Origin of the sequence: Xanthovirga aplysinae, from assembly GCF_009711365.1 — a bacterium.
GTDB classification, from domain to species: domain Bacteria; phylum Bacteroidota; class Bacteroidia; order Cytophagales; family Cyclobacteriaceae; genus Xanthovirga; species Xanthovirga aplysinae.
This window is the reverse complement of sequence record NZ_SMMB01001164.1, coordinates 1-10,019: the sequence shown is the minus strand read 5'-3', so window position 1 is coordinate 10,019 and position 10,019 is coordinate 1. Positions and strand designations below refer to the sequence as shown.

At 34.5% G+C, this 10,019-nt stretch carries 8 protein-coding genes; 4 read left to right on the top strand and 4 right to left on the bottom strand.

Annotated features, from left to right (window positions below; translation table 11 throughout):
• The coding region (locus E1171_RS15130; protein WP_155206884.1) for a threonine aldolase family protein at positions 1-923 on the top strand (923 nt) is incomplete at its 5' end.
• A 218-nt stretch (positions 924-1,141) separates the two neighbouring features.
• Here the strand turns inward: E1171_RS15130 and E1171_RS15125 are convergent.
• Positions 1,142-2,416 (bottom strand): replication-associated recombination protein A, encoded by a 1,275-nt coding sequence (locus tag E1171_RS15125; RefSeq protein ID WP_155206883.1) that lies wholly within the window; start codon positions 2,414-2,416, stop codon positions 1,142-1,144.
• An 849-nt stretch (positions 2,417-3,265) separates the two neighbouring features.
• Between E1171_RS15125 and E1171_RS15120 the strand changes: the two genes are divergently transcribed.
• The 3 genes from E1171_RS15120 (at position 3,266) to E1171_RS15110 (ending at position 7,375) form a co-directional block, all read left to right on the top strand.
• Positions 3,266-4,924: a hypothetical protein gene (locus tag E1171_RS15120; RefSeq protein WP_222931514.1), complete on the top strand. Its 1,659-nt coding sequence runs from the start codon at positions 3,266-3,268 to the stop codon at positions 4,922-4,924.
• A gap of 71 nt (positions 4,925-4,995) precedes the next feature.
• On the top strand, positions 4,996-6,348 hold the full coding sequence (locus E1171_RS15115; RefSeq protein WP_222931513.1) for a DUF5723 family protein: 1,353 nt from the start codon (positions 4,996-4,998) through the stop codon (positions 6,346-6,348).
• A gap of 169 nt (positions 6,349-6,517) precedes the next feature.
• Complete coding sequence (locus E1171_RS15110; RefSeq protein WP_155206880.1) at positions 6,518-7,375, top strand: hypothetical protein; 858 nt, start codon at positions 6,518-6,520, stop codon at positions 7,373-7,375.
• Positions 7,376-7,518: 143 nt separating this feature from the next.
• Here the strand turns inward: E1171_RS15110 and E1171_RS15105 are convergent, their stop codons facing one another.
• The 3 genes from E1171_RS15105 to E1171_RS23890 all read right to left on the bottom strand — a co-directional run.
• Positions 7,519-8,118 carry a TIGR04282 family arsenosugar biosynthesis glycosyltransferase gene (locus E1171_RS15105; protein ID WP_155206879.1) on the bottom strand — a complete coding sequence of 200 codons (600 nt, stop codon included), beginning with the start codon at positions 8,116-8,118 and terminating at the stop codon, positions 7,519-7,521.
• A gap of 17 nt (positions 8,119-8,135) precedes the next feature.
• The gene (locus E1171_RS15100; protein WP_155206878.1) at positions 8,136-8,639 is read right to left on the bottom strand and encodes a rhodanese-like domain-containing protein; all 504 of its coding nucleotides are present in this window, start codon (positions 8,637-8,639) and stop codon (positions 8,136-8,138) included.
• Positions 8,640-8,693: 54 nt separating this feature from the next.
• The coding region (locus tag E1171_RS23890) for an MptA/MptB family glycosyltransferase (RefSeq protein ID WP_187696478.1) at positions 8,694-10,019 on the bottom strand (1,326 nt) is incomplete at its 5' end.

Below are 10,019 nucleotides of genomic sequence, written 5' to 3'. Positions count from 1 at the left end.
AAGATCCAACCGTAAATGACTTAGAAAAAAAGGTAGCGCAGATGTTTGGAATGGAAGCTGCCTTGTTTTGTCCTTCGGGAACTATGACTAACCAAATAGCCATAAGAATTCACACCCAACCCCAGACTGAAGTTATTTGTGATAAATCATCTCATATCTACCTCTATGAGGGCGGTGGAATTGCTTCCAACTCATTTGCCTCAGTTAGACTAATAGAGGGCGATCGTGGTAGAATTACCGCAGAACAAGTCTTGGAGAATATTCAACCTGATGATGTTCATGCTCCCACCACCTCTTTAGTTTCTTTGGAAAACACCATGAATAAAGGAGGAGGTTGCTTTTATGAGAAAGATCAAATTACCTCCATTCGAGAGGTTTGTAAGAAAAAAGATTTAGCACTCCATTTAGATGGAGCCCGACTCTTCAATGCAATAGTAGAAACGGAAGAAACCCCAGCCTTTTTTGGTGCTCATTTTGATACAATTTCCATCTGTTTATCAAAGGGATTGGGCGCCCCTGTAGGTTCCCTATTGTTGGGAAGCAAGAAAAATATCCATCAGGCCAAAAAAGTACGGAAAGTCTTTGGTGGAGGAATGCGACAGGCAGGTTATTTAGCTGCTGCTGGTATTTATGCTTTAAATAATAATATCGACAGGTTAATAGAGGATCATCAAAGAGCTAGAGTATTGGAAGAAACCTTAAAAAAATGCTCTTATGTTGACTCAACCCTTCCGGTAGCTACCAATATTGTTATATTTAAATTACAAGAGAAATTTACGGTAGAAGAAATTCTAAGTAAAATGGATGCTGCGGGATTAAAGGCGGTCCGTTTTGGTAAAAAGGAAATTCGACTGGTTACTCATCTTGATTTTAATGATGAAATGCTGGAAAGAGCGACAAAAATCTTGAGGAGTTTAGTATAATTCCCTTGCAAGCTCTTTTTATTACTCCAAATTCTTATAATCAAGTAAATGAAAAAGAAGTAAATAATAATAAACTGTGGATTGTAATAAGTAAGATTTTTATCGAAAACATCTTAATCTTTTAACCTACACTGTCTAAAACTCAGTATGTTTCCGGTTTTTAAGAGCTTCTATCCACAGTTTATTCCTCAATACTATTCCTCTCAAAAATTTCCTTTTTAATAATTGTATTTTTTCTTCCAAAGGGCTTGCAATCGCTTTCGGATTTCATTTTCTCTGGGGTTATTCCCCGGATCGTAAAATTTGTTTTCTTTTAGCACTTCCGGTAAAAATTCTTCTTCCACAAAGTTATTTGGGTAATCATGCGCATATTTATAACCTTTCCCATATCCCAGGTCCTTCATCAATTTTGTAGGGGCATTCCTAAGGTGTAGGGGGACGGGCAAATCACCGGTTTGTTTCACTACCTGACGTGCTTTTTTTATCGCCATATAACTAGCATTGCTTTTGGGTGAAGAGGCCAAATAAGTAACACATTGTGAAAGCGTAATTTCAGCTTCAGGATAACCTATAAAAGTTACCGCATTAAAGCAGTTAGTAGCAATTACCATAGCCGTAGGGTTAGCATTCCCAATATCCTCAGATGCCAAAATTAGTAATCTGCGTGCAATAAACTTAACATCTTCACCGCCTTCAATCATTCTTGCCAACCAGTAAACTGCTCCATTAGGATCGCTTCCTCTTATGGATTTGATAAATGCTGAGATGATATCATAATGTTGTTCTCCTGTTTTATCATAGGCTGCCACTCTTTGTTGAGCTATAGCAGTGACTTTTTGATCAGTAATTACAATGGTTTTCCCAATTGAAGCATCTGCTACCAGTTCAAATAGATTTAATAATTTTCGGGCATCCCCTCCCGAAATGGACAAAAGGGCTTTGGTTTCCTTCAATTCTATCTTTTGGGTCTTATATTTTTCATCTTTTTGAATTGCTTTATTAAGAAGGCCCAAAAGTTCATTTGCGGATAGATCTTTTAGGGTATACACCTGACAACGGGAGAGTAGCGCCCTATTGACCTCGAAGGAAGGGTTTTCAGTTGTGGCCCCAATTAACGTAATCACCCCTTTTTCCACCGCAGCTAATAAAGCATCCTGTTGGGATTTATTGAACCTGTGGATCTCATCTATAAACAAAATCGTCCTTCCATATCCCTTTGCTTTATTAATGACCTCTCGCACCTCTTTTACTCCTGCACTTACAGCACTCAATGTGTGAAATGGAAGTTTCACTTGATTAGCAATAATATTTGCCAGAGTGGTTTTGCCTGTTCCCGGTGGTCCCCATAAAATCATGGAAGGAATGATGCCCTGGGTGATGGTTTTCCGCAAAATCCCTTCTTTCCCTACTAAATGTTCCTGACCGATCAAATCATCTAGCGAATGTGGTCGGGATCTTTCGGCAAAGGGTAAATGAGATTGAAAAATAGACATCGGTAAGTGGTATTTGTGGTAAGTTTAATTTTAGGCAAAGATAACATTAAGTGGAGAAAAATGTAGAACTAAGGGCCTAATGAGCAATGATCAAACTTGCGGTTTTTATTTAAATCGGTGGATGAAATGCTTTTAAAATCTTTTCAATGACAAGCATGGGAGGCATTGCAAAAAAACCAGCCCGAGAAGCTTTCTCTTTTTTGCCTACGCTAATTCTTTTAGAATATTTAGGGTAATAGAGGTCTTTACAAATTGGTGAGGTTTTCTAGCCTTAACTATGAAAAAGCTAACAGTTCAGAAAGGAAAATTAACTTTTACATCCATTATGAAATCAAGGGCATTCCTAGCAAGCTTGTTTTTAAAGAGCCTTCATTTTTTATTCCTTAAGGAGATCAATCCAAGAAAAAGATTTAAGAAGAATAAAGACCTTATAAATCAAACTTATACAAATAATTTAATCCCAGACAAGCACATTTTAATGAAATGATTTCTTCAACATTAAAAACACCCTATCCCCTAATAGCCCCCTTTTAAAATAAATCCTCCAATTCCTTGGAAATTTTATCCACAGTATTTTCCAGATTAATTACAAACTTATTTTGTTATTCATAAATTTTATTCTCTATAAATTATTCCCCCTAATCTTTTTCCTTTTTCCTACCTATACCATTAAGAGTTTTTCATCTATATATCAAGTAATATAAATAATAGGGTAATTTCTTTACATTATTAAGTGTTTGAATTTTAATTTTATAAATAATAATCGATATTTTTGAAGTTATTAATCAATTATTGTCTTATTATTTTTTTAAAATATGACACCAGAGTTTTGTGTTAAACTATTTTTTTATGAAAATGACAATTAATCTTTTTTCTCGCAATAAGGTAGCTTTAGTTTCCTTATTCGCAGTCCTTTTGACCAGTTGTATAGGCGACCTAGACAAATTGGAAAAATTAAAAAACAAGGAGGATGATCCATTAGTATGGAATTCAGAATTTGGAATTCCTCTGGCAAATTTGACTTTGAATTTCTCTGATTTTTTAGAAGAGTTACAAGAAGATGAGAATTTCATTGAAACTGATGATAAAGGTTTTTTAAGTGCCGTATATTCAGAGCATTTATTCACTCAGGGAGTTGATGAGTCCTTCCAAATTCCCGACCAATCCTTCAATACTAATCTAGTGGTAGAAAATTTACCTGCTATTCCCAATATTGGCCCATTACCTGATATCCCTCCCATTGAGGATGAAAATTCCCTAACTATTACCACCCCAAATGAAGAGTCGCTAGATCAAATAAAATTCAGTAATGGCACTCTTGGAATAGAGGTAAATACAAGTATTAAAGCTGAAATAAAGGTTGATATAGTACTAAACAATTTGAAAAATGAAAAAGGTGAACCCTATATAACTACACTTTATTTTGATGATGGAACTGGTACCCGGGAAACATCCAAATCCGATAATCTATCTAATTACACTTTGGATCTTACTGAAGGAGGGACCACAACTAATACTTTTTCCCTTACTACAATAGCTACGTTTTCCCTTAACCAAAATTCAGAACTAAAAGAAAATGATATTATCAGCATAGATCTTAACCTTCAAGATCTAGAAATAAAGGAGATATATGGGGACATGGGGAACCGAAAAGTATTTGAAATTGCCGATAAAGTTAGTTTAAATGGTTTTGATAGTTTTTCAACAGGTCAATTCATTTGGGATGACCCACAATTAATTTTACAGATTGATAACAGCTTTGGAATTCCATTGGGTCTCACCCTACAAAAATTAGAAGGTGAAATAGAAAATGGTCAAAAATTAAACCTACAAGGAAGCCTTATTAATCAAGAGCAAATTATTAGAGCACCACGAATTGACCAACTAGGTGAAACGATTCATACCGAAATCAGCATCAACTCATCAAATACAGAAAATTTTGGTGAGTTACTTTCTTCATTCCCAGAAAATCTAGAGTACGGACTAAAAGCCTCTTTAAATCCTGAAGGTGCAGGTATAGGTAATTTTGTTGCTGATTTTAGTAAAGTAGATGTGACTTTGAATGCCCGCCTTCCTTTAAAAGGGAAGGTAAAAGATTTAGGAACTGAAAATATTACGGATTTTGATGGTGAAGCCTTGGAGGACTTTAAACGAGCTCTTTTCCGTTTAAGGACGAATAATTCTTTTCCGCTAGATGCTGCTTTACAGGTTTATTTCTTAAATGAAGAGGAGCTTACTCTAGATTCTTTGATTCATCCCAATTTAGAAGGCGAATACAATAACCTTTTGTTAAAGGCCGCTGAAATAAACGATAATGGAGAGGTAATCAACTCCTCCGATCACTTATTGGATATAGAATTGAATGAAAGTCAATTAGAGACCTTAAGAAAAACGAAGAAGCTCAAGATAAAATCTCTTGTTTCTTCTCCCGATAATGGAACAAAAAGTGTCCATTTGAATGCCAATGCCAGCATTGAAGTAGATCTTGGATTGCAAATTGAATTTTAAGAAGCCTAATCCCAGAATATTAAACCAAAACATTTATGTCTCCGAAAATATATTTTTTAATAAGTTATTTTTTGATTTTACCACTATTTGGAAAGAGCCAAAGTCAATCTGTTTTATATCAGATGCACAAAACGGTACCAGAGGCTAATTTTTTAAATCCAGCTTTATTTCCAGATTATAAAGCATTTTATACTTTTCCTGGAGTTTATACTTCTATACAAACAACCTTTGGCTTGAATGATATTATTTCATTTACAGAAAACGGTTATTACTTGGATGAAAATAAAGTCTCAAACTTACTCAACAGGAAGAAGAACTTGAGATTTTCCCAACAATTTGATGTACCTGTTTTTAATTTAGGCGCTAGAGTAGGAAAGGGTTTTTTTACGGTTTCAGCCAACACTAAAGCCCAAACAGATATTTCCCTTTCTTCCGATGTTCCTTCATGGATTTTTTGGGGGTCAGAGGGAAATCAGAATAATGGTGTACTAGATTTTAAGGGAAGCAAATTAAAAATGATAGGTTATCATGAAATTGCAGTCGGTTATGGACGGGAAATAAATGACCGAATAACCTTTGGAGCTCGAATTAAATATTTGCAGGGTATCGCACATGCTTCCGTTAATTTGGACGCTGCCTTATATATGAATATAGATTCGGTGACTTTAGAAAATCGTAACATAGAAGTACGCGTAGGTGGGATAAAACATTTGATAGATGTGGATGAGGAGTCTTTTTCAAATTCTCAAATAATCACTGATAGAATAGAACAAAAAGATTTTGGATTTAATAAAAACCGTGGATTTGCTATTGATTTAGGAATGACTTATAAATTGATGCCAGATTTAACGCTTTCTGCTGCCGTAAATGATTTGGGATTTATCTCTTGGAAAAGCAACACTGGTATCTATAGCCTTACAGGCTCAAATTTTACAACTTATGGTCCTGAATTAAATGGATTAGATGATTTAGATGGTGTAGGAGATTTCTTTGATAATCTGGTAGATTCTTTAGATAATCATTATAATATCGAGTCTTCTGTAAATCAAACCTACACTTCTGGTCTTACGGCAAATGTTTATTTAGGAGCAAATTATCAATTAGGCAGAGTACATAGTGTCGCAACTTTATTTCATAATAGAATTGGGAATGGCAGAATAAGTCCTTCTTGGTCGGTAGCCTACAATTTACAGTTAGGAAAGTACCTTAATACAGTAATTAACTGGTCCGCTAGTAATGGAAGGGCTAATAATTTAGGTACAGGCCTTTCATTAAACCTTTTTGGTCTTCAGGCTTATATTATTTCAGATCAAGTATTAACTCCATTAATAAGTGGGATAGGCTCATTAAATAAAATGGATGTACGCTTTGGTTTAAATATTGCAGTAGGTTACTTAAATCCTTTTAAGTTTATATATAATTAAAATATTATAACATACTCACCCTAAAAAGGCTTCTTTCATTACTAAAGAAGCCTTTTTTGTATCACCTTTCTCCTTACCATATAGGGTACCAGAATGACCACTTAATTCATTTAACCTTTAGTAAATTCAACAGTTATGAAGTAAAAACATTTTCCAAAGTCGGAATCCAATGAGGCATTGTTTTTTACTTCTTTGTGTTTTTCAAATGTTAATAGGCAATTTATGGGCACAAAGTCCCTGGAACCTGACAAAAGGACAAAAATATTTTCAATTGAACACTTCACTAATAAGTTACCGCTCCCTGTTTTATGAAAATAGTGACGAAATACTTCTGTACCAGCCAATTACCGATTTTACTTTAAATCTGGTTGGAGAATACAGTTTTAAGGACGACTTTATTGTTTTGGCAAGGGTTCCCTTAAAAATCTACTTAATTGGGGAAAAAGACAGTAACCTTCCTTCTACTGCCAATCCATTAAATATTGAGCCCGGATATTTTAGTGCCTTTGGAAATGTGGAGGTAGGGATACGAAAAGTTTTATTCAATATCAGAGATTATAAATTAAGCACACAGGTTTTGGTACAATTTCCTACTGGTTCGCAGGATATCAATCGAGGCTTGAGTACAGGTTACAATGCAATGGCTTTGTTTTCATCATTGACCCTAGGCAAAATCTTCGAATCCTTTCACTTTTTTTTATCCACAAGTATATATTTTAGAAATAACCGCTATAGTGATGGTTTAGAAGCCTGGGTTGAATTTGGTTATAGACCCCTGAAAAAGTTATTGATCATGGGAATGTTGGATTGGATGGGATCAATGGAAAATGGAAACCTTACTGTTCCTGCACGTCGATCCCTCACGGGTACCTTTGTAAATAATCAAAGTTATCTTGCTTATGGCTTTAAGGTAAATTATGAATTAAAAGACTACCTTAGTCTAAATTCCGGGTTTAATGGGGCTATAAGAGGGCATTTTGTTGCAAAAAGTCCCTCTCTGAATTTAGGCGTATCAGTAAAATTCTAATTCAATTCCTGCTACACCAAAATTATAATTTAATCAGTCTTAAGAAAATTAGTTAAGAAAAACTCCCTTTTTCCTTCTCCATTTTGCTATTACGATGTTGTAAAAAGGTAAACGAAAAATCTTATACCCCTACATTCCACTTCTCATTTAATTAAGCTAGTATAATTTTTAAGATCTTCCTGGGTGTCAATATCTCGAAGTTTGGGCAAAATGGTATAAGTAACATTATTGCTTTCTAAATCCTCTATAGTATCTCCAAAAACAGACGAGGTACTCCATTTCTTTTGACGAAATAATGAGGTATGCAGCTTATTCATCCCCAATAAATAGTACCCTCCATCAAACGCTGGACCTATTACCGAATCTTTGCTTTTTAAAGCTTCAAAAGCTTGATTTAAAATATCTACATTCAGGTCATAACAATCGCTTCCAATTATACAAATTGACTTGTAACCTCGTTCAAAACCTTTTTCAAAAGCCTTTTCCATCTTATAACCAAGAGTTCCTTCTTCCTGTAAAAATTTTGTAAAGTATTTTTTTGCCCATTGATCATCTTTTTCAATAAAACTTGAATAGTACAGATCTCTCTCTACTGGAACTTCCTTGGTGACGCACCGAGTATGTTCCAATAACTTTAAATAAACTTCAAGTGCACTTTCATCACCAACATCTTTTGCCAATCGTGTTTTAACTTTTCCTAACTCAGGATTTTTTATAAATATGATTAAAAGTGATTTATTCATTTTTTAAGAACAGGTGTTTAATAAATTTTTTTCCCTTTAATCAGCCACTTTGACCAATTCTTATTAAAGGTATGTACACTATCAGTGGGCTGCCCTTTTTGATTCACAACAGTAAAACCCTCATTCTTCCATTCGAATATTCCTCCATAAAGGTTATAAACATTTTGATAACCAGCATTTATTAGTTCCTTTCCAATAAGTTCACTTCGGTAACCTACCGAGCAATAAACAATTATCTTAGTTGATTTGGGAATGGTATCAACTTGATCGATGCTGAAGGCAGCATTATCAATAAAAATGGCATTATCTAAATGACTTACTTTGAACTCCTTGATTGAGCGTGTATCCAGAATAATAATTTTATCCTCCCTAATCAATTGCCTATTTAAATCCCCGGCTTGAACTAATGGAACTGAATTTTGATAAATAGAATCCACCATTTTTTCAAAATTTCTAGGCCCTATTGCCGGAAAATAGGTCAATACCATTAAATGGAATAAAATACAAATATTCTTAAGCATACATTTTTTTCAGAATAAAATTGATTTAAGTGACACTCAAGACTTCCAAACCCTTTATTCCTTCTGGTAGTAAGACAATTCTAAATGGGATTTCTTCCTTTTGGTCTTATCATTTTTTCTTACCCATTCAACAAGCAGAAGTCCAAAAACAGAGAAATATTCTAAAACAACTAACCACTGATTTTCCATATATGCTGTGGTCCGGTAAGTAAAATAAGTCAGAAAAACCATAAAGGTCCATAATATAGAAAACTGATAAGAGCTAAAAATGCTTAAAGCCAATAAAGGAATCACATACCAGGGATGAACAGTGGTACTCAAGCTGAGATAAAATAATAAGGCCCATAAAAAACTTTGGGCCAAAGGCCTATTCATTTTTCTTTCAAACCAGGAGTAAATGATAATTCCTAAAAAGGTACTCAAGGCCAAAACCTTTCCTGCAGTTTCAATAATATTATAACCCTTAATCCAATATCCTATTTGCCGAATGAGGTAATAAAAACTGGCATTAAATTCAAACTTTTGAAAATACAAACTTAAACTTTGGGTTAAGCCATGAATGAGCTCTTTACTGACCAAGGGAGTAAACATCAAAAAAGTCGCTGTACCTGTAAGAAGAAAATAACGAATAACCTCCTGGAATTTCATTCTTCGGATCAATAATGGCAGAAAAATTAAGGGTAATAATTTACTGCAAATGGCAAAAGCAAAAGCAAGGGAGGACACGTAAGGCCATTTTTTCTCAAAGGCATAAATACTTAAAAGAAGTCCAAAAATCATGAAGGCCTCAAAATGCAAATTACCAGTCAATTCAAGAATAACAAGGGGGTTTAAAGCATACCATAAAATGTTTTTCTCTGGGAGGTTATAAATGATCAAAAGCTTTCGGGCAATAACAATACTGCCAATTTCAGCAAGGATGATTAAAACTCTGATTATTATCACACTGATCAACAGGTTTTCTTTGGAAAACAATACGGAAAGCCAAAAGACAAACTGGGCTACCGGAGGGTAAATGGTGAAATATTCCGGAGAATTAAGCTGATCATAAAGTTCATTGTTAATTCCAGGAATATGGATTTCAGGATGCGCATTATAGAAGGAAGGCAACTCTGCAAAAGGATTAATGCCATTCAGAAGCAAACGGCCATCCCAAATAAAGCGAAAAATATCATCTGATAAATTTGGAAGAGCAGGAAGAAGAACCAACCGGAAAATTAAAGCCAATATAAGTCCCAAATGGATTTGTTCAGCTGTTTTAACTTGTCTTGACCATAGCCAATAAAGTAAAAAGAGTACTCCATATAAGGAAAACAACTGAAAAGTTTCTGTTCTTTCTGTGAAATAGGTAATTAAAAAATAAAGCATCAAGGAAAAGGC